Origin of the sequence: Lentzea sp. NPDC005914 (assembly GCF_040629405.1) — a bacterium.
Classification (GTDB): Bacteria; Actinomycetota; Actinomycetes; order Mycobacteriales; family Pseudonocardiaceae; genus Lentzea.
Map to the genome: position 1 here is coordinate 79347 of NZ_JBEXVQ010000002.1, position 20166 is coordinate 99512.

Consider the following 20166-nt stretch of genomic DNA (forward strand, 5'->3'; position numbering starts at 1 on the left):
CGGCTAGACCGGGTCGCTCGGACCGTGGTGCGTCGGGTCGAGCACGCGGGCCAGGAACTCGCGGGTGCGCTCCTCCTGCGGGTTGCCGATCACCTCGGCCGCCGGGCCCTCCTCGACGATGTAGCCGCCGTCCATGAAGATCACCTTGTCGGCGACCTCGCGGGCGAACTGCATCTCGTGCGTCACGACCAGCATCGTCATGCCCTCGTCGGCGAGCTGGCGCATCACGCCGAGCACGTCACCGACGAGCTCCGGGTCGAGTGCCGAGGTCGGCTCGTCGAATAGCATCACCTCGGGGTCCATCGACAGCGCACGGGCGATCGCCGCGCGCTGCTGCTGGCCACCGGAGAGCTGCGCCGGCATGGAGTTGGCCTTCTCGCTCAGACCCACGCGCTCCAGGTTGCGCAGCGCGATCTCCTGCGCCTCCTTCTCCCCGCGCTTGAGCACCTTGCGCTGCGCCACGGTGAGGTTGTTCAGCACGGTGAGGTGGGAGAACAGGTTGAACGACTGGAAGACCATGCCGATCTTCGTGCGGGCCCTGTCGATGTCGACGTCCGGATCGGTCAGCTCGGTGTCGTTGACGACGATCTTGCCGTCGTTCGGCTCCTCCAACAGGTTGACGCAGCGCAGCAACGTCGACTTGCCCGAACCGGACGGGCCGATGATGCAGACCACGTCACCGCGGTTGACGGTCAGGTCGATGCCCTTGAGCACGTCCAGCGTGCCGAACGACTTCTTCAGCCCGGTGATCTCGACGCAGATCTCGCTCATACGACGGACACCTTCTTCCCGCCGGTGCGGCGTTCCAGGTACCGCGACAGATAACCGAGCGGCAACGTGATGATCAGGTAGCAGAGGCCAGCGATGAGGATCGGCGTCAGGGACGGGCTGCGGCTCAGCGTCTCCCGGCCGAACTTCGTCAGCTCGTACTGCTCGCGGAACAGGCCGAGGATGTAGATGAGCGAGGAGTCCTTGGTCAGCAGGATCAGCTCGTTGGTCAGCGGCGGCAGGATGATCCGGAACGCCTGCGGGATCACGACCGTGATCATGGCGCGGCCCTGCGACATGCCCAGCGATCGGGCTGCCTCGACCTGACCCTTCGGCACCGCCTGGATGCCGGCGCGGATCGTCTCCGCCATGTAGGCGGCACCGACGCCGCCGAGCGCCAGCATGACCGTGGTCAGCGGCGGGAACTGCACCTGGAACGCGATCGGCACGCCGTAGTAGATGCCGATGAACACCAGCAGCGCGGGCACACCGCGGAAGAACTCGATGTAGACGGTCGCGATCCAGCGGTACGGGCCGACCGTCGACAGCTTCATCAGCGCGAGCACGAGGCCCAGCAGAAGTCCGAACCCGAAGCCGAGCGCGGTGTAGATGATGGTGTTCTTCAACGCGACGGTGATCACGTTGGGGAACATCGAGCTCGCGATGTTCACGTTGAAGAACGCGCGCTGGATCTGACCCCAGTCCGCCAGGAAGGCGACCAGGAGGATCACGACGACCAAGATGCCGTACTGCACGTAACGGATGTACTGCGCCCGCTGGCGCCTTGAGATTGCCATTGAGGCTCCTAGCGAGGAGTGGTGCGGACAAGCGGCGGGGCCGGCGCGACGTAGCGGCACCGGCCCCGGAGAAGCGACTACTTGGACGTCGGCTTCTTGCCGAACCACTTCTCGTAGATCTTGTCGTACTCGCCGTCGGACTTGGCCTTCTTGAGCACGTCGTTGACCTTCGTCAGCAGGGCGGTGTTGCCCTTCTTGACGCCGATGCCGTACTTCTCGTTCGTCGGGAACTCCGTGGTGACCTCGGTGTCCGGGAACTCCTTGACGTAGTCGTAGAGCACGCCGTTGTCGTTGATCACGGCGTCGACGGCGCCGGTGCGGACGGCGGTCTCCGACAGCGGGAGGTCCTCGAACTGCACGACGGTGTAGCCGTTGGCGGCCGCGTTGTCGTTCGCGTACTTCTCACCTGTGGTGTCCTGCTGGACGCCGAGCTTCTTGCCCTTGAGGTCCGCGAGGGTCTTCAGGTTCGAGCCCTTCTTGACCAGCAGCGCCTGCTCGGCGTCGAAGTACGGGTCGGAGAAGTCGATCGCCTGCTTGCGCTCGTCGGTGATCGTCATACCCGCGGCGGCCAGGTCGCACTGGTTCGCGTTGAACGACGTGCCCGACGTGATCGTCTCGAACGGCGTGTCGAAGATCGTCTGCTCGACGCCGAGGTCCTTGGCGATCAGGTTGACGAGGTCGACGTCGAAGCCGACCGTCTTGTCGCCCTCGCTGTACTGGAAGGGCTTGTAGGACAGGTGCGTGCAGGTGACGAGCTTGCCGCTCTGCACCAACGTGACGCCTGAGTTGCCCGAGCCCTGGTTCACGGGAGTCGCGCAGCCCGAAGCTGCCATCACGGCCAGCCCGACCACCGGGATCATGGCCATCAACTGCCTGGTTCGACGAGCCACTGCTCACTCCTCGTAACTGTTGCGGACGAGTGAACGGGATACTGCCACTCGGGTGACGTGCTGGACAGCACGTGCGTGTTACAGGCCACGTCAACGCAACAATTTTGTGTGACTTCGGCCTTCTGGGCGTAAATCGTTGCGCGAATTGGGCTAGATCACACAACGTATTGACGTATTGCACCCGATTGGTGACGACTTGCGACGTGCCTTGATCAGAATTTGATCACAGAAGGGTCCGTTCACCGGGAACGATCTGTCAACGGGCCCGCGACCAGCGCCGTCCAGCCGCGCTGAGGATGCGCGCGCGGCTTGAGGTGCCGGCGTTGATCATGGCGACAGTTGCACGCTCCCGACCACCGTGCGGGTACTACGTCAGCCCGTCGACCAAGATTCACTACGTCATCAACTGTGCGTACCAGGCGCAGTGGTTCACGCTCGACTTCGCTTTCAGCGGGTCTGCTGATCGCTGCATCCAGGGCAAGGACTGGTACACGGAGGGCCCGCCGAACGTCATCATCGGGGCGAGCGCGCCTCATGGCCGCTGCTAGGTAGTTGAGCTGAGATCTCTCGGCGGCGGCGGTTCATTCGTTTCGCACTGATTCGTCGACAGATCTCATCTCCGGTTGGCGTTGGCCGTGAATCAAGCCCGCGACCAGCGCCGTCCACCCCGTCTGGTGGGTCGCGCCGAGGCCCTCGCCCGTGTCGCCGTCGAAGTACTCGCTGAACGTGACGTGCCTGCGCCAAAGAGGTGACTCGGAGGCCTCGATGCGCTTGCCGTCGGACGGCCGGCGCCCGTCGTGGTCGGGCAGGAAGAGGCCGACGAGGCGGTCGCTCAGCTCGTCCGCGACCTGGCCTGCGGTGAGGTGACGACCGGAGTTCGTCGGCATCTCGATCTGGAACGCGCCGTCGTGGAACGCGCAGACCGTCCGCAGCGCCTCGACGAGCAGCGCGTTGGTGGGCAGCCAGACGGGGCCACGCCAGTTCGAGTTGCCGCCGAACATCGGCGTGTTCGACTCGCCGGGCTCGTAGCCCATCCGGTGCTCCTGGCCGGCGACGTTGACCTCGAGGCCCTCGCGGTGGGCGGCACTGAGGCTGCGGATCCCGTGCGGCGACAGGAACTCCTGCTCGTCGAGCATCCGGTGCAGCACGCGCCGCAGCTTGTGCTCGTCCAGCAACGACACGAACGCGCCGCGCTCGTAGTGGAACGTGATGAACTGCCGCAGCTCAGGGCGTCTTTTCAGCAGGTGTTCCAGTCGGCTCGTGAACCCGTGCAGTTCGCTGAGCACCCACGGTTCGAGGACGGCGCTCGCCAGGAGCGGGATCAGCCCGACCATCGACCGCACGCGCACCGGCTCGGACTCGACGTTGCCGTCCGGACGGCGCCGGGAGACCCGGTCGTAGCAGAAGCCGTCCTCGTCGTGCCAGATCCCGCCGCCGTGCGACCCGAAGTGCGTGAACGCCTCCGCGATCGACAGGAAGTGCTCGACGAACTTCGTGGCAACGTCCTCATAGGACTCGTCGTCGCGCGCCAGCTCCAGCGCGATCTGCATGAGGTGCAGGCTGTAGGCGGCCATCCACGACGTGGCGTCGGACTGCTCGAGCCGCCACTCGCCCAGCATCGGCTCGGACCTGTTGACCGGCCCGATGTTGTCCATGCCGAGGAACCCGCCCTCGAACAAGTAGCTGCCGTCGGCGTCCTTGCGGTTCACCCACCACGAGAAGTTGAGCAGTAGCTTGTGGAAGATCTTCGCGAGGAACTGCCGGTCCTTCTTGCCGTCCGCCCGGTACACCTGCAGCGCCGCCCACGCGTGCACCGGCGGGTTGACGTCGCCGAACTCCCACTCGTAGGCGGGAATCTGGCCGTTCGGGTGCATCATCCACTCACGGCAGAACAGCAGCAGCTGCTCCTTCGCGAACGCCGGATCCACCAGCGTGAACGGAATCGTGTGGAACGCGAGATCCCACGCCGCGAACCACGGGTACTCCCACTCGTCCGGCATGGAGATCACGTCGGCGACGTCGAGGTGCCGCCAGTGCACGTTGCGCGCCTCGGGAGTGCGTCTGCTCGACGGTGCTTCCGGCTTGGTCGGGTCACCGTCCAGCCAGTCGCGAGTCCGGAACCGGTAGTGCTGCTTCGTCCACATCAACCCGGCGAGCGCGCGCCGCAGCACGTGCTTCTCCTCCGCGGTCGTGTGCGGCGCGATGTCGTCGTGAAACTCGTCGGCCTCGCGTTTTCTTGCTGCCATGGTCTCTTCGAAGCTGGGCCCGAACGGGTCCAGATGCCCATCGCCACCGATCAGCCGCAGCCGGACCGTCACCGTCTCGCCCGGCTCCACGGGGTCGAACGAGTACCAGGCCGCGAACTTCGTGCCCGCCGCCCCCGCGTCGTCCGGCCCGACCACCTGACACGTGGACGTGCTCCCGTGCACCACGTAGTTGCAGATGCCGTCCTTCGTCCAGGGACTCGGGTTCCGCTCGGCCCCGAAGAGCGACATCTCGTTGCTCTCGTTGTCCGTCATGAGCATCGACGGCGAGTCGTCCAGATGCAGCGTGTACCGGCCGAGATTCCCGTGGTCAGCCGTGACCTTCCGCCCGGTGGTCGTGCTCGCCACCAGCTGGCACGGCCGCTGGTCCCGCCCCCACGCCCACGTGTTGCGGAACCACAGCTGCGGCAACAGATGCAGCGGCGCGTCCTCGGGCCCGTGGTTGGTCGCCTTGATCTCGACGCAGATGTCGTCCGTGTCGGCCTTCGCGTACGTCACCTGGACGTCGAAGAACCGGTTCTCGTTCAGCACCCCGGTGTCGGACAGTTCAGGCTCGCGGTTCTCCCTGCCGGCGTTGCGCGCCATCTCCCGGAGCAGCCCGTACGGGAACTCCTTCTGCGGATACCGGTAGACCACCTGCATCCACGAATGCGTAGGCGTCCCATCGGTAACCCACCAGTGCTCCTTGACGTCCTCGCCGTGGTTGCCCTCTTCGTTGGCGAGCCCGAAGTACCGCTCCTTGAGGATCGGATCCTTGCCGTTCCACAGGGCGACGGCGAAGTTGAGAAAGCCGTGCACATCGCAAATCCCCGCGATGCCGTCCTCACCCCACCGGTACGCGCGAGCACGGGCGTGGTCGAACGGAAACGAGGCCCACGCATCGCCCCCAGGCGAGTAGTCCTCGCGCACGGTGCCCCACTGGCGACCCGAGAGGTACGGCCCCCACAGGCGCCACGGCGAAGTCGGTGTCTCCGACTCCGCGAGACGCGCCCGTTCCGCTTGTTCGCCCATCCGCCCAGTGTGGGACACCAGGTCAGACGGCCGGTCGGGCCCACGTCTTGTCTGAGTCTTTCCTCACTAAAAGCGGGGTGGAGCGTGACCTGATCGGGGCATTTCGGTCGTGGTCGAACGAGCGCACCATTCGTGGATGACCGAGGACGAGGTCTTCGAGCGGGCGGTCGACACCGGGCTCCAGTTGCCCGAGGTCCAGAAGCCGATCAAGGCCGGGTCCCTGACCGAGGAAGCTCTGCGCAACGCCGCCCGTGTCGCGCGGCCCGAAGTGCTGGCCGCGGCTCGGCGCGAGCAGCGGCTCGCCCAGGAGCTGAGCCCGCCGTGGTCTCGCCGGGAGAGAAGACTCCGGATCGCTGGTGCGGCCGCGGTTCTGGTGCTGGGATGGGTCAGCCTCTTCGCCTCGTTGTACCTGCCATTCGGATGGTGGAAGTACCTGGTGGGGGCCGTGCTGGCGGTGTTGGGGACGATCGCGTCCCTAGTGCTGCGCCCTGGCTGGCACGTCACGTTCACCGTGCGTCCGCATGAGGCGAGGATCGCGTGGGAGCAGGCCCTCATCACGCAAGGCGTCCTGCCGCTCTTCCGAGCTGAGATCAACAGCTTGGAGACGATCCGCGCCACGGAGCTGTCGTCCACCGATTCGCGAGGGCTGTTCGGCGGCAGGCCGCTGGCCACTCATCAGCGGACACTCGCCGGCGAGCGGCTGGCGGGGCTGGTGAACTCGGTCAGCGGTGGCAGCTTCGCGCTCGCCGGTCCGCGAGGGTGTGGCAAGACGAACCTGCTCCGCGCGTTCTGCGCGGGCAGCTACGCGACGGCTGATCAACCCGCGGATCTCACGGTGTTCGCCGCGGCTCCGGTCGAGTACGTGCCCAGGGAGTTCCTGCTCCACCTCTACGCCGAGTGCTGCCGGATGGTGATCGCCAGGAAAGGTCCACTGGTCAAGACTGCCAAAGCTGGGCTCGAGAAGATCACCTACGTCCGGACGCACAGCCTCGAGCACAGCGGCAAGTTCGGCTTCAAGGGCGCCGAGTACGGCGCGAAGCAAGGCCTCAGCCTGGTCGGTCGAGCGCCGACCTACCCGGAGGTCGTCAACGACTTTCGCGAGTTCATCCGCCGTGCGGCGGAGTCGTTCGCCCCGAGCCGCGTGGTGATCGCGATCGACGAGATCGACCGGATCGGCACGGGAGAGTCCGCCCGGCGGTTCCTCAACGAGCTGAAGGCGATCTTCGACGTTCCTGGTTGCTTCTACCTCGTGTCGGTGTCCACCGAGGCCCAGCACGACTTCGAGCTGTCCGGGCTGGGGCTGCGCAGCGTGTTCGACAGCTCCTTCGACGAGATCGTCCGGGTCGAGTACCTCGACTTCGACCTCGCCAGGAAGCTGCTCGGACGGCTCGTGATCGGGTTGCCGGAGCAGTTCGCCGCTCTTGCCCACGTGTTCTCGGGAGGTCTCGCCCGGCAGTTGATCCGCGTGGCGCGTGACGTGCTCAGGCAGCCGGAGAACACAGCTCTGTGCGAAGTCGCGCGCAAACTCGCCGCCGACGAACTCGACCGCGTGTGCGAGACGACCGGCGATGCCTTGGTCGCCTTGGACGACCGTGAAGGCGTCACCGAGTTGCTGCGGGCCCTGATGGAACGGCGAACCGATCTCCAGGGCCTCTACGAGGGCGAATCGAAAGCCGTGTACGAGCTGCGTGATCTCGCGGCAGCGCGGATCCGCTTCCTCGAGGTAGTGCGCCAAGTCTTCGCGAGCGACCTGAACGAGGCGACCACCCGCGAGATCGACGAGCTCGCGAAAGCACGCCGCTACGTGGGGAGCAACCCCGTCACAGGCCTCGAACTGCTCGAGAAGTTCAGCTCTGCCTGGAGTGCGCGTCGAGCACCAGAGCAATCGCCTCGGTAACCCGAGTCGCATGGGCCAGGTGCAGCCACTCGTCAGGCACGTGGCAGTTGGAGTCCGGCCCGACCGCCCCGGTCACCACGAACTGCGCCTCCGGGTAAGCCTCGTGCAGCAGCCCCATGAACGGAATCGAGCCCCCGAGCGACACGGTCCGCCAAGGCGATCCGAAGACCTCCTTGCCCGCGTCGTCGAGCACAGCCGTCAGCCACGGCGCCAGCTCCGGCGCGTTCCAGCCGTCCGCGGCCTCGACGCGCGAGAGCTCCACGGTCGCGTTGTAGGGCACGTCGGCCGTCAGCCGCTCGCGCACAGCCTCCAGAGCGGCGGCCGAGGACGCCGTCGGGGGCAGGCGGAACGAGAGCACCAGGGAGGTGAAGGGGCGCAGCACGTTGCCCGCGTCGTCCGGCAGCGGCAGGCCGTCGGCGCCCGTGACCGAGAGCGTCGGGCGCCAGCCGGTGCCGATGGCCTGCTCCACCTCGTCGGACGACATGGGCTGCAGGTCGCCGACGCGCGGTACGGGGCCCCACTGCGCGTTCGGTGCGGCTTCCACGGCCTCGCGCAGTTCTGTCATGCGGTGGGTCGGGATGTCGACGTGCATCTCCGGGACCAGGATCTCGCCGGTCATGGAGTCCTCTAGGCGGTCCAGCAGCACTCGGGCGATGCGGAACGACGACGGCACCAGGCCGGACGCCATGCCCGAGTGCAGGCCGCCCTCCAGTACCCGCACGGTCATGGTGACCTGCACCAAGCCGCGCAGCGACGTGGTCAGCCACATGCGCTCGTAGTCCGAGCCGCCGGAGTCGAGGCAGACGACCAGCGACACCTGACCCAGGCGGTCCGACAAATGCGACAGGTACGCGGGCAGGTCGGGCGAACCCGACTCCTCGCCGGTCTCCAGAAGCACCACGCACCGCGAGTGCGAGCCGCCGGCTGCCCGTACGGCTTCGAGAGCGGCGATTGCGGCATAACCGGAGTAACCGTCATCCGCCGCGCCACGGCCGTAGAGACGTCCGTCACGCAGCACGGGGGTCCACGGACCGAGCCCTTCACCCCAGCCACCCACCGGGGGCTGCTTGTCCAGGTGTCCGTAAAGCAACACCGTGTCGTCGCCCGCGTTACCGAACGCGGGCACGTCGACCACCAGAAGCGGCGTGCGTCCCGCCAGTTGGACGACCTCCAGGACCACGTCCGGCAGCGAACGGGACTCGATCCACGAGCGCACGTGTGCGATCGCGGCGGCCAGTTCGCCGTGCTCTTCCCAGGCGGGGTCGAACGCGGGAGAGATCGCCGGCACGGCGACGAGCTGAGACAGGCTCGGGACGATCTCGCGGTCCCAAAGCGTCCGGACGGTGCTGGTCACAACTGAACGGTCCACCTCTCGATCCTGTCACGACTCCGCCTCTGCCCGCGTCCACAACCTTGTCCGTGGAGGCCCCTGACTAAGTTAACGATCGGTAACCGGGACAACGACGTCCGGTAATCGAACGGCCTAGTCGGAGGACAAAAGGTCGAACCTCCGACTGTTGTCGCTGATCAGAACGTTGGCTCGTGTGTTACGAAGTGGGACGGGTCTCACCAACACGGGTGAGGCCGTGTCAGGATGTGGTCGTAAGCCACCGTCACCGTCGACGGCTGCCTCCGGCCCCACAGGGTTGGCGGCGACCGCCGACGTCGCCGCACGAGGTCGTCACGAGCGATCAGGCGGTCGGAGAAGACAGAGGAGAAGGCGCATGTCGTCCCCTGAGCAATGGACGCACCCTGAGCCGGACGCAGCGCCGGCCGCCACTGCCGCAAAACCGACAGCGGAACAGGTGATCGCAGGCTTGCGAGCAACAGACGAGGGCGGCGCCGACCTGGTGCAGCTCCTCACCCCCGAGGGTGAGCGAGTGACGCACCCGGACTTCGACATCGACATCACGCCGGAGGAGCTGCGCGGCCTGTACCGCGACATGGTCCTGATCCGGCGGGTCGACCGCGAGGCCAACGCGTTGCAGCGCAAGGGCCAGCTCGGCATCTGGGTGCCGCTGCTCGGCCAGGAGGCGGCCCAGATCGGCGCCGGCCGCGCGATGCGCGAGACCGACATGGCCTTCCCGAGCTACCGCGAGCACGGCATCGCGTGGACCCGCGGGATCAACCCGACGGAGCTGCTCGGCATCTTCCGCGGCACCGACCAGGGCACGTGGGACCCGATGGAGAAGCGGTTCCACCCCTACACGATCGTCATCGGCAACCAGGTCCTCAACGCGGCCGGGTACGCGATGGGCCAGAAGTTCGACGGCAAGGTCGGCGACGACGAGGGAGAAGCCACCATGTGCTTCTTCGGCGACGGCGCTACCTCTCAGGGCGACGTGCACGAGGGCTTCGTGTGGGCCGCGGTCTACGACGCGCCGCTGGTCTTCTTCTGCCAGAACAACCAGTGGGCGATCTCCGAGCCCACCGAGCGCCAGTCGCGTCTGCCGCTGTACCAGCGCGCCCGCGGCTACGGCTTCCCCGGCATCCGGGTCGACGGCAACGACGTGCTCGCCACGCTGGCCGTCACGAAGTGGGCTCTGGACGAGTGCCGCCACGGCAACGGCCCGATCCTGATCGAGGCGTTCACGTACCGGATGGACGCGCACACCACCTCCGACGACCCGACGCGCTACCGGCTGTCGGACGAGCTGGAGATGTGGAAGCTCAAGGACCCGATCGAGCGGGTCAAGGTCTACCTGGTCCGCCAGCAGTGGGCCGACCACGAGTTCTTCGAGGGCGTCGAGGCGGACGCCGACAAGCTGGGCGAGGAGCTGCGGGAGTTCTGCACGAACATGCCCGACCCGCCCGCGGAACGGATCTTCAGCAACGTCTACGCGGAGGGGAACCCCAACCTCGACGCGCAGCGCGATGAGTTCCTCGACTACGTCTCGGGTTTTGCTGGAGGTGAGCACTGATGGCTGCTCCGACGATGAATCGTTCGACCGCGGAGACTCCGGCGACCCCGGTGCAGACACTCACGATCTCGAAGGCGCTCAACATGGGTCTGCGGGCGGCCATGGAGGCCAACCCCAAGGTCATCATGATGGGCGAGGACATCGGCAAGCTCGGTGGCGTCTTCCGCATCACCGACGGCCTGCAGAAGGACTTCGGTGAGCAGCGCGTGCTCGACACGCCGCTCGCGGAGTCCGGCATCATCGGCACCGCCGTCGGCCTCGCGATCCGCGGCTACCGCCCGGTGTGCGAGATCCAGTTCGACGGCTTCATCTTCCCCGGCTTCGACCAGATCGTGTCGCAGGTCGCGAAGCTGCACTACCGCACGCAGGGCAAGATCAAGATGCCCATCGTGATCCGCGTGCCGTTCGGTGGCGGCATCGGTGCCGTCGAGCACCACTCGGAGTCGCCCGAGTCGTACTTCGCGCACACCGCCGGCCTCAAGGTCGTCTCGTGCTCGAACCCGGCCGACGCGTACTGGATGATCCAGCAGGCGATCGACTGCGACGACCCGGTGCTGTTCTTCGAGCCCAAGCGCCGCTACTACGAGAAGGGCGAGGTCGACACCACGGCCCAGCCCGGCAAGCTCTTCGAGTCGCGGGTGCTGCGTCAGGGCACGGACGCCACGTTGGTCGCGTACGGCCCGATGGTGCGCACCTCCATCGACGCTGCGAACGCGGCCGCTGAGGACGGCACGTCGCTCGAGGTCATCGACCTGCGCACGTTGTCGCCGCTGGACCTCGCGCCCGTGTTCGAGTCGGTGCGCCGCACCGGCCGGCTGGTCGTCGTGTCCGAGGCGCCGTCGGAGTCCTCGATCGCCAGCGAGATTGCAGCCAAGGTCCAGCAGGAGTGCTTCTACTCGTTGCAGGCACCGGTGCTGCGGGTGACCGGTTTCGACACCCCGTACCCGCCCTCGAAGCTCGAGGAGGAGTTCCTCCCCGACCTCGACCGGGTGCTGCACGCCGTCGACCGCTCTCTCGCCTGGTAAGGGGACAACCGGAAATGCCGCAGTACAAGCAATTCCCCTTGCCCGACACGGCAGAGGGGCTGACCGAGGCCGAGATCCTCACCTGGCACGTGAAGCCGGGTGACACCGTCACGGTCAACCAGATCATCGTCGAGATCGAGACGGCCAAGGCGGCCGTCGAGCTGCCGTGCCCGTGGGCCGGCGTCGTGACCGAGCTGCTCGCGGAGCCCGGCCAGACCGTCGAGGTCGGCGTCCCGATCATCACGATCGACACCGACCCCGGTGGCGCCGCCGCACCCGTCGCGCCTGCTCCCGTTGCGGCAGAGGCGAACGGCACCTCGTCCGGCAAGATCGGCGAGGAGATGCCGGGCGGGCGCATCGCGACGCTCGTCGGCTACGGCCCGAAGTCCGGTGCGGCCAAGCGTCGCGCGCGCAAGGACGCCCCGGCGGCGGCTCCGGCCGCTGTCGTCGCCCCGCCGGTTCCTGCGCCGGCTCCTGCTCCCGTTGCGGCGCCTGTTGTTCAGGCTCCGGTGGCTCCCGGTGGTTACGTGCCGCTGGCCAAGCCGCCGGTCCGCAAGCTGGCCAAGGACCTCGGCGTCGACCTGTACGCGCTCACGGGCTCCGGCCCTGACGGCGTGATCACGCGCGAGGACGTCGAAACCGCTGTCTCCGCTCCGACCGCCGCTCCTGTGCAGTCCTTTGTGGACAACGGCTCGCGCGAGCGCCGGGTGCCGATCAAGGGCGTCCGCAAGGCGACGGCGCAGGCCATGGTCGACAGCGCGTTCACCGCGCCGCACGTCACCGAGTTCCTGACGGTCGACGTGACGCCGATGATGGAGCTGCGCGCGAAGCTCAAGAACGCTCGCGAGTTCCAGGGCGTGAAGCTGACCCCGCTGGCGTTCTGCGCCAAGGCCGTCATCCTCGCGGCGCGCCGCACGCCGGACGTCAACGCGACGTGGGACGCCGCGGCGAACGAGATCGTCTACAAGGACTACGTCCACCTGGGCATCGCGGCCGCCACGCCGCGCGGCCTGGTGGTGCCGAAGGTCCGCGACGCCGACCGCATGTCCCTCAAGGAGCTCGCGGTCGCGTTGGACGAGCTCGCGACGGTCGCCCGTGACGGCAAGACGTCACCGGCCGACATGATGAACGGCACCATCACGATCACCAACGTCGGCGTCTTCGGCGTCGACACCGGCACGCCGATCCTCAACCCCGGCGAGTCCGCGATCCTCGCGCTGGGCGCGATCCGCGACATGCCGTGGGTGGTCGACGGCGAGATCAAGATCCGCAAGATCTGCCAGCTCGCGCTCTCGTTCGACCACCGCGTGGTCGACGGTCAGCAGGGCTCGCAGTTCCTCGCGGACGTCGGCGCTCTGCTGGCCGAGCCGGGCATCGCGATGACGTACTGAAAAAACGGTCGTGGGTGCTTTCCGCCGCTCTGGCAACGGAAAGCACCCACGACCTGTTTCGTCTTACGGCTTCTGCCGAACCGTGGACCTCACGGCCTCCAGGCGCAGGCCCTTGCCCGTGGTGCCGACGATGGCGCCGAAGCCGGCCGCCTGGCAGTTCTGGCCCATCCAGCCGATTTCCTGCACGTGGGCCTCACTGCACGTGCGCAGAACGGTGCTGCCGAAGAAGATCGCCTCGATGCGCAGGCCCCGGCCGACCGTGCCGATCTCGATGACCGAGCCGTCCTCCACGCACTGCTGCCCCTCGCCCTCGCCACCCTGCCAGCCGATGTCCTGGACGTGCGCCTGCGCGCAGGTCAGGCCACCCGTCTCGCGGGCGATGATCTGGATCGCCTCGAGCCGGAGGTTCTGGCCGGTCGTGCCCGCGTCGGCCGCGCCGTCGGGATCGGTGTCGCAGTTCCACTGCTGCCAGCCGATGTCCTGGACGTGGCCGCGGAAGCACACGTTCGGGCCCTCCGCGTTCAGGCTCTTCGGAGACGGCAGGTCCGTCACGGCCTTGCCGGGCGTCGCCACGGCTCCGCTAAGGTCGACGTTCGGCTGGGACGGTGCGGCGCTCGCCGGTGCGACCAGCGCACCGAACAGCACGGCGGCGAGACCGGCGCCGCTGATGACAGTCCTCATGGCATGCGAAACAGAACGCATTGATTCCCCCAGAATCAAGAAGTGGTCGGCGCACAGCGAACAGGACCTTCGATGAAGGTCGTTGCTTCGATGATCGCCCCCCGGTGATCCGACGCGATCTACGTTTTCACAGGTCGGCCGGTTCCGTCACTAGGTTATTCGGACCAACTGGTGCCGACCTGCGGTGAAAGTCCGGTATGTGAGGGCCCGGCGGATGTCTGTCCGCGGGCCCTTCGTTCGACGCATGTGTGTCAACGCTTCTTCTGAGGGGACACACATCGTGCGCAAGCGACTGTCTTTGTTGATCACCGCGGCCCTGCTGGCGAGCCCGATCGGGGTGGCGCAGGCCTCCGACTCAGACCTGGTGCGGACCGACTCCGGCCCGGTGCGCGGCACCGTTCTCGTCGATCACCAGCAGTACCAGGGGATTCCCTACGCGGCGCCGCCGGTGGGCGAGCTGAGGTGGCGTTCGCCGCAGCCGGTCACGCCGTGGACGACGCCCCGTGACGCCACCAAGCCCGGGCCGGCCTGTGCCCAGTCGAACGGCGCCGGTGCGGAGAGCGCCACCGAGGACTGCCTGTACCTCAACGTCACCACGCCTTCGCGGCGCGGGCGCAAGCCGGTCATGGTCTACCTCCACGGCGGCGGCAACAGCTATCTGTCCGGTGCCGGGTTCGGCACGAACCGCATGGCCGTGCAGGGCGACGTCGTGGTCGTGACGTTCAACTTCCGGCTCGGTTTCTTCGGTTTCTTCGGGCACCCGGACCTGCCGGACTCGGGCGCGTACGGCATCGAGGACCAGCAGGCGGCGCTGAAGTGGGTGCAGCGCAACGCATCCGCGTTCGGTGGGGATCCGCGCAACGTCACGGTTTTCGGTGAGTCCGGTGGAGCGTTCGACGTGTGTGCGCACGTGACGTCGCCACGGTCGCGCGGGCTTTTTCAGAAGGCCATCGCGCAGAGCGGCGGCTGCTCCATCACGTGGGGTGCCAACGGCGTGATCCACGACAAGCCGGCCGGCGCCCCGTGGATCACCAAGGAAGCGGCCGCGGCCGACGCAGTGGCCATCTCGGCTCAGCTCGGCTGCTCGGACGTCGCGTGCCTGCGTTCGTTGCCTCCCAAGGCTTTCACGGCCATCGACCGCGGCGCGACCCCGGTGGTGACCGGCAACAGCGTGCTGCCGGTCAACCCCGTCGACGCGCTGAAGTCCGGCCGGTTCAACCGGGTGCCGGTGATCTGGGGCAACACCCGTGACGAGGGCAGGCTGACGTCCGCGACCGTGCCGGAACCGTTCGACTACAACGGTTTGCTGGAGAAGTCGTTCGGTGCGGAGAAGGCCGCCAAGATCGCTGCCGAGTACCCGGTGAGCGCGTACGGGAACGCGCGGCTGGCGTACGGCGCTGTGCTGACCGACGGCGTGTGGGCGTGCAACCAGCTCGCCGATGATCGGCTGCTCTCCCGCTACACGCCGACGTACGGCTACGAGTTCGCCGACCGCACCGCGCCGACGGGGTGGTTCGCGGGCTACTTCTCGGAGAGTTTCCCCGCCGGTGCCGCGCACTCGTTCGAGCTCTCGTACTTCTTCGACATCCCGACGTTCGACCTCAACCCGGCCCAGCAGCAGCTCGCGGCGACGATGATCCGCGACTGGACGACGTTCGCCCGCACCGGCACCCCGCGCTGGGCGCCGTACCGCTCCGGCAACGTCCAGGAGTACTCGCTGGAGCCTGCCGGTCAGATCAACGGCCTGACCAGGCACAACTGCTCGTTCTGGCACTCGATCGGTTAATCGGGTTTGACTCTCCAGTCACTGGAGGGTTCAGAGTTGTCCCCGTGACGCGCTACCAGATCGGCGAGCTGGCGAAGATGACCGGCCTCACCGTCCGAACGATCCGGTTCTACTCCGACCAGGGGCTCATCCCGCCCACGGCGAGAACGGTCGGCGGCTACCGGACGTATGACGGTGAGGCGGTCGCGAAGCTCAAGCTCGTCCGCACCCTGCGGGATCTGGGTGTCGACCTGCCGACCGCCGGGCGGATTCTCGCCCGTGAGGTGACGGTGACCGACGTGGCGCGGGCCCATGCAGACGCGATCGACGCGCAGATGAGGACGCTGCGGCTCCGCCGTGCCGTCCTGCGCGCGGTCGCCAAGGGAGGGGAGATGGAACTGATGAACGAGTTGGCACGGATGTCGGATGAGGAGCGCCAGCGCATCCTCGACGACTTCTTCGAGGAGGTGTTCGGGCCGTACGAGCTGGATCCGCAGTTCGAGCAGCACATGCGATCGGTGCGGATCGAACTGCCGGACGACCCGTCGACCGAGCAGCTGGAAGCGTGGGTCGAGCTCGCGAAACTCGTGCAGGACCCGGACTTCCGCTCGTCGATCAAGCGGATGTCCCAGCAGCACGAGGAAATGCGCCGCGGCGGCGCGGACATGAGCCCGCCGGCGGACAACCAGATGGAGGCGTTCAACTTCGCGATCGCCCAGGCTCGTGAGGCTCTCGAGGCCGGCATCGAGCCGGAGTCGGCAGCTGCTCGCGAGGTCGTCGACCGCGTGAACGCCAACTGGGCGCAGGCGCTGGGCGTGCCGAACGACGACCGCGTCGTCGAGCGGCTGCGCACGTTCTCCGACTTCGCGGACCCGCGTGCCGAGCGGTACTGGGTGCTGATCGCGAAGATCAACGGATGGCCGGCCATGCCGGACCACTCCCGTGAGCGCGCCTGGCTGCGCGCCGCGGGCCAGCCGTTCGGCTAGACCTCCTACCTGCGGGAACCAGCTGGGCGCCCAGCTCGTTCTCGTAGCAACGAAGGGGGATCGTCATGTCTGTTCTGTTCGAGCTGCTCGGGGGAGTCGTCGCGGAGGCGTTCGCGCCCGGAGGAGAAGACCATTCGCGCGGCGACGGCGACGTCTTCCTGGACGGCGAATGGCAGGAGGGCGAGCTGTTCTTCGGCCCCACGAAGATCGTCTGGGCCGAGCGAATCGTCTTCAGCCCCGCCGAGGGCCGCGTCGAGATGATCATCGACCAGGACCCGCCACACCCGAACTTCGTGGTGCTGCGCTTCCGCCGCGCCGAGGACGTGGTGCTGCTGGCCGTGCACCGCCGCGAGCTCAAGCGCGTGGCGACGATCCTGCCGCTGCCAGCCTGATCGCCACCGCGACCTGCTGCACCGGCAAGAGCTCCATGGCTCGGGAGGACAGGTCCACTACCCAAGACCTTTCACGACGTTCCGCAGCTCGGCCTCCTTGCGGTACAACGTCGGCACCGCCTTGGTGACCTTCGCCAGCAACACCGTCTGGTCCACCGGCGCCACCGCGTCCCACGTCAACCCACCGGGCCTGGCCAGCTGATCCACCAGTCCGATCGCGGTCCTGGCCGTGTCCGCCGCCACCGTCAGCTCGGTCTTGCTGGCCTTGAGCGGTTGCGCCTCAACGACAGCCGCCGCCTCGGTGATCGCCTTCACCTGCCCGGGCAACGTGCACGGCACCTCGGGCGAATGCAGCCCTCGGTGGTTCTCGGCGGCCACGTTGTCCGCCGCCTTCACCTGCTCGAGGAACCGCGTCCCGTTGACCGTCGGCACGGCCAGCCCGTCGGCGATGAGCGCGGTGTTGACCAGACCATCCTTTGTGGACAGCGCGACCAACAGCCCTTCTCTGGTAACGCTGACGTTCGTCCCCTGCGGCAGAAGCTCGCTCAACCGCTTCCGGGACTCGTCGTACAAACACTCGTCCGCAGCAGGCGCGTCAACGTTCACGAGCCGCATCGCCGTGACGCGATCACCCTCGCGCACCTCGACCGTCTCGCCGTCGACCACGCGCACAACACTCGCCGAAGCCGGCTCCTGGCGGCCCACGACCGTCACGACGTAGGCACTGCCCGTGGCACCGGCCAGAACCGCGGCAGCCATGAGGTACACATACGGGAGCATCTCGATTCCCCCTAACGCCGATCCACTGGTCTGATCGGCGTAGCGGGACGCTGCGTTACTCCTCTGTCACGGTCAGGCGCGGCTGCCGGGGGCACCGGCGGCCGGCCGTCGTCGTCACTTGATCTGCATGCCCGAGATCATCCGGGACACCACAAGTCGCTGAATCTCCGAAGTCCCCTCGAAGATGGTGAAGATCTTGCGCTGGAATCCGGCTGATCTGGCTTTCCTGAAGGAAAATCGCGGCTGATCCTTGCCTTATCGCTCGAGGACATCGACCGCGAAAACATGATAATCAACGTGTGTCGGCAGATTTGAGTCATCAACCGAAAGCTCGTCTTCTCGTTGCCCAAGCGGAACAAGGAGCGGCAAGCGCCGGTGTCGTCCGGTGTGCTCGAACAGATCGATGACCACCTGGAGCTGTTTGAGGTCGTCCCGGTCGCGCTGCCGTGGGACCAGCCCAACGGGCAGCCTGTGACGGTGAACCTGCTCATCACCAAGGAGGACGACAAGCCCTATAGCGGCGACCTGTTCAACAAGGTGGTGTGGACGCCTGCGTTCAAGCGCGCAGGACTGACGTACACGAATCGGCAGGACGGTATGCACGCGATGAGGCACCTCTACGCCTCGATTCTGCTCGCGCGCGGAGAGTCCGTTAAGGAGCTTGCGGAGTTCCTGGGCCATGAGGACCCAGGCTTCACGCTCCGGACGTACACGCACCTGATGCCGTCCAGCCATCGGCGGGCGTGGCTCGCTGTGGACGGGGTCTTCAAACCCAATGGAGTAAGGCGTTCGCGGGCAGGTTAACGGTGTCGCGACGATCTCGGCAGAGGTTCGTATGAGGTCGCTGAACGCAACACTGACGTTACGGCAGCCTCGATGACAGCGCGATCTGTGACCAGATTGTGAGTCGAGCATAGGCCAAGAGGGTGCTAAGTCCGTTCAGTCGTTGCATCGCGAGAGAGATACGCGATGAAACGTCCACAAAGTTGCAGATGCCTAAGGAGTACGACATGTCTTGGACATGTGCCAAATGTAGACACCAGAACTACGACGACGATGCTGCGATATGCGGCAGCTGTCGTAAACCCAATCCCGGCAGGAACTCGAGGAACCCGCACACACCCGAACATCAGTATCTGGGTCGAGTCACATGTCCTCATTGCGGGTACTCGAACGCCAGTGGACGGGACAAGGACTGCTACCGATGTGGCAAGAAGCTCAGACCTGGAAGCTGACAGCCTGGTTGCCCGGTGTCGTGCTGTCGAGAGTGGCGAAACGCTTCCCTGACGGAACCATCCGCTGACCGGACGGGGTCTTCAAGCCTCGCAAGACCCCGTCCAGTCAGACGGCCTGAGGACGGCCTGAGATGGTCAGCTCACTTGATCTGCATCCCGGAAATCATGCGGGACACCACAAGCCGCTGAATCTCCGACGTACCTTCGAAGATGGTGAAGATCTTGGCGTCCCGGTGCATCCGCTCCACCGGGTGGTCCCGCGTGTACCCGGCCCCACCGAGGATGTGGATCGCCCGCTCCGTCGCCCACACCGACACCTCGGACGCCTTGAGCTTGGACATCGAGCCCTCGCCCGCGGTGAACGGCACGTTGTTGCGCCCCATCCACGCCGCGCGCCACACCAGCAGCCGCGACGCGTCGATCTCCATCCGCATGTTGGCCAGGTCGAAGGCGATCGACTGGTTCTCGATGATCTTGCGGCCGAACGCCTCGCGGTCCTTCGCGTACTCCAGCGCGTAGTCGTAGGCGGCTCGGGCGACACCGACGGCCATGGCGCCCACGGTCGGACGCGTGGTCTCGAACGTCGCCATCGCGGCCTGGCCACCCGCGCGAAGACCCTCGCGCGCACGAGCCAGTCGCGCTTCCAGCCGCTCGCGACCGCCCAGTACGCAACGTCCGGGTACGCGCACGTCGTCCAGGAACACGTCGGCGGTGTGCGAGGCGCGCATGCCGTGCTTCTTGATCTTTCCCGGCGACGACAGGCCCGGCGTGCCGGGTGGCACGATGAACCCGGCCTGGCCGCGGGCGCCCAGGGATGCATCGACGACTGCAGTCACGACGTGCACGTTCGCGATGCCGCCGTTGGTCGCCCAGGCCTTCTGGCCGTTGAGCACCCACTCGTCGGTGGCCTCGTCGTACCGCGCGCGCGTCCGGTAGCCGGCGACGTCCGAACCCGCCTGGGGCTCGGAGGCGCAGAAGGCGGCCAGCTTCGGGTCCGACTCGTCGCCGAAGCACTCCGGGACCCACTCGGCCAGCTGTTCGGGCTCGCCGCCCGCGAAGATGCCGGCGACCGCTAGACCGGTGCCCATCAGCGACAGAGCGATGCCGGCGTCACCCCAGAACAGCTCTTCGGTGGCGATCGGCAGGGACAACCCGATCGGGTCCGCGAACCAGGTCGCGAGGGCCTCGAAGCCGTAGAGGCCGATCTTCGCCGCCTCCTGGATCACCGGCCACGGCGTCTCCTCGCGCTCGTCCCACTCCGAGGCCGCCGGCCTGATCACGTCGCGAGCGAAACCGTGCACCCAGTCGCGCAGGTCGGTCTGGTCTTCGTTCAGTTCGAGAGAGAAGCCACCCACTAGAAACT

General features: G+C 66.9%; 17 protein-coding genes. 9 read left to right on the top strand and 8 right to left on the bottom strand.

Going from position 1 to position 20166, the window contains the following annotated elements:
* Positions 1-3 precede the first annotated feature (3 nt).
* The 3 genes from ABZ345_RS03150 to ABZ345_RS03160 form a co-directional block, all read right to left on the bottom strand.
* Positions 4-771 carry an amino acid ABC transporter ATP-binding protein gene (locus ABZ345_RS03150; RefSeq protein ID WP_359842397.1) on the bottom strand — a complete coding sequence of 256 codons (768 nt, stop codon included), beginning with the start codon at positions 769-771 and terminating at the stop codon, positions 4-6.
* Positions 768-1565 (bottom strand): amino acid ABC transporter permease, encoded by a 798-nt coding sequence (locus ABZ345_RS03155; protein ID WP_359842399.1) that lies wholly within the window; start codon positions 1563-1565, stop codon positions 768-770. The genes ABZ345_RS03150 and ABZ345_RS03155 overlap by 4 nt, the downstream gene beginning before the upstream one ends.
* Before the next feature lie 77 nt (positions 1566-1642).
* The gene (locus ABZ345_RS03160) at positions 1643-2455 is read right to left on the bottom strand and encodes a basic amino acid ABC transporter substrate-binding protein (protein ID WP_359842401.1); all 813 of its coding nucleotides are present in this window, start codon (positions 2453-2455) and stop codon (positions 1643-1645) included.
* Between the two features lie 329 nt (positions 2456-2784).
* Between ABZ345_RS03160 and ABZ345_RS03165 the strand changes: the two genes are divergently transcribed.
* Complete coding sequence (locus tag ABZ345_RS03165; RefSeq protein ID WP_359842403.1) at positions 2785-3003, top strand: hypothetical protein; 219 nt, start codon at positions 2785-2787, stop codon at positions 3001-3003.
* Positions 3004-3036: 33 nt separating this feature from the next.
* On the opposite strand, the gene ABZ345_RS03170 is transcribed toward ABZ345_RS03165, so the two are convergent.
* Entirely contained in the window at positions 3037-5730 is a 2694-nt protein-coding gene (locus tag ABZ345_RS03170; protein ID WP_359842405.1) for a glucosidase, read from the bottom strand.
* 136 nt (positions 5731-5866) lie between these two features.
* Here ABZ345_RS03170 and ABZ345_RS03175 point away from each other — a divergent pair, with 136 nt between their 5' ends.
* Positions 5867-7627 carry a hypothetical protein gene (locus tag ABZ345_RS03175; protein ID WP_359842407.1) on the top strand — a complete coding sequence of 587 codons (1761 nt, stop codon included), beginning with the start codon at positions 5867-5869 and terminating at the stop codon, positions 7625-7627.
* Here ABZ345_RS03175 and ABZ345_RS03180 read toward each other — a convergent pair.
* A complete protein-coding gene (locus ABZ345_RS03180; protein ID WP_359842409.1) occupies positions 7578-8981 on the bottom strand; it encodes a M20/M25/M40 family metallo-hydrolase in 1404 nt (467 codons plus the stop codon). The two genes, ABZ345_RS03175 and ABZ345_RS03180, sit on opposite strands and share 50 nt — an antisense overlap.
* A 370-nt stretch (positions 8982-9351) precedes the next feature.
* Here ABZ345_RS03180 and pdhA point away from each other — a divergent pair, with 370 nt between their 5' ends.
* From pdhA to ABZ345_RS03195, 3 genes are read left to right on the top strand one after another with little or no spacing between them, the layout of a single operon-like run.
* Positions 9352-10548: a pyruvate dehydrogenase (acetyl-transferring) E1 component subunit alpha gene (gene pdhA / locus ABZ345_RS03185; protein WP_359842411.1), complete on the top strand. Its 1197-nt coding sequence runs from the start codon at positions 9352-9354 to the stop codon at positions 10546-10548.
* Entirely contained in the window at positions 10548-11573 is a 1026-nt protein-coding gene (locus ABZ345_RS03190) for an alpha-ketoacid dehydrogenase subunit beta (protein ID WP_359842413.1), read from the top strand. The genes pdhA and ABZ345_RS03190 overlap by 1 nt, the downstream gene beginning before the upstream one ends.
* A 14-nt stretch (positions 11574-11587) precedes the next feature.
* Positions 11588-12964, top strand: coding sequence for a dihydrolipoamide acetyltransferase family protein (locus tag ABZ345_RS03195; RefSeq protein ID WP_359842415.1), 1377 nt, complete (start codon positions 11588-11590; stop codon positions 12962-12964).
* 63 nt (positions 12965-13027) lie between these two features.
* Here ABZ345_RS03195 and ABZ345_RS03200 read toward each other — a convergent pair whose 3' ends face one another.
* Positions 13028-13645, bottom strand: coding sequence for a hypothetical protein (locus ABZ345_RS03200; protein ID WP_359842416.1), 618 nt, complete (start codon positions 13643-13645; stop codon positions 13028-13030).
* Between the two features lie 280 nt (positions 13646-13925).
* Here ABZ345_RS03200 and ABZ345_RS03205 point away from each other — a divergent pair, with 280 nt between their 5' ends.
* The 3 genes from ABZ345_RS03205 (at position 13926) to ABZ345_RS03215 (ending at position 16788) form a co-directional block, all read left to right on the top strand.
* On the top strand, positions 13926-15431 hold the full coding sequence (locus ABZ345_RS03205; protein ID WP_359842418.1) for a carboxylesterase family protein: 1506 nt from the start codon (positions 13926-13928) through the stop codon (positions 15429-15431).
* A gap of 44 nt (positions 15432-15475) precedes the next feature.
* On the top strand, positions 15476-16396 hold the full coding sequence (locus ABZ345_RS03210; protein ID WP_359842420.1) for a MerR family transcriptional regulator: 921 nt from the start codon (positions 15476-15478) through the stop codon (positions 16394-16396).
* 65 nt (positions 16397-16461) lie between these two features.
* Positions 16462-16788, top strand: a complete 327-nt coding sequence (locus tag ABZ345_RS03215) for a hypothetical protein (protein ID WP_359842422.1) — start codon at positions 16462-16464, stop codon at positions 16786-16788.
* Positions 16789-16845: 57 nt separating this feature from the next.
* Here the strand turns inward: ABZ345_RS03215 and ABZ345_RS03220 are convergent, their stop codons facing one another.
* A complete protein-coding gene (locus tag ABZ345_RS03220) occupies positions 16846-17568 on the bottom strand; it encodes a thermonuclease family protein (protein ID WP_359842424.1) in 723 nt (240 codons plus the stop codon).
* A gap of 342 nt (positions 17569-17910) precedes the next feature.
* On the opposite strand from ABZ345_RS03220, the gene ABZ345_RS03225 reads away from it, so the two are divergent.
* Positions 17911-18372: a site-specific integrase gene (locus tag ABZ345_RS03225; RefSeq protein WP_359842426.1), complete on the top strand. Its 462-nt coding sequence runs from the start codon at positions 17911-17913 to the stop codon at positions 18370-18372.
* A gap of 571 nt (positions 18373-18943) precedes the next feature.
* On the opposite strand, the gene ABZ345_RS03230 is transcribed toward ABZ345_RS03225, so the two are convergent.
* Positions 18944-20158: an acyl-CoA dehydrogenase family protein gene (locus ABZ345_RS03230; protein WP_359842427.1), complete on the bottom strand. Its 1215-nt coding sequence runs from the start codon at positions 20156-20158 to the stop codon at positions 18944-18946.
* Positions 20159-20166: the final 8 nt, after the last annotated feature.